The following is a 254-nucleotide window of genomic DNA, read 5'->3' as shown; positions in this document are numbered from 1 at the left end:
GTTGCCGATCCATGCCCCGCTGAACCCCAAGGCGATCAAAACCAGCGGCCCCAGGCAGCAGGCCGACGCAAGAATGGCGGCCAGCCCACCGGCGAAGAGCGCGCCGCGCCCGTTTTGTGGTTCAGACTTTTGTGGTTCAGACATACGCTTGTCCTTTCAAATTTGGTTTGGATAGCTTAAGCTTACTTCCGTAGTTATGTACGGAGTCAAGCGATATGCAAATTAATTTTGAGAATCTGACCATTGGCGTTTTT

The 254-nt window shown here is 52.4% G+C and carries 1 protein-coding gene; it reads right to left on the bottom strand.

Features of this window, described 5'->3' with window-relative positions; all coding sequences use genetic code 11:
• Positions 1-144, bottom strand: a 144-nt coding sequence (locus OOJ59_RS28060; protein ID WP_241697917.1) for a mercuric transporter MerT family protein, incomplete at its 3' end; no start/stop codon positions are given.
• Positions 145-254: the final 110 nt, after the last annotated feature.

It is taken from the genome of Citrobacter sp. W9 (genome assembly GCF_026719375.1).
Taxonomy (GTDB): domain Bacteria; phylum Pseudomonadota; class Gammaproteobacteria; order Enterobacterales; family Enterobacteriaceae; genus Citrobacter; species Citrobacter werkmanii.
Note: the sequence above shows the minus strand (reverse complement) of the source record. Positions and strands in the feature narration are given on the sequence as shown.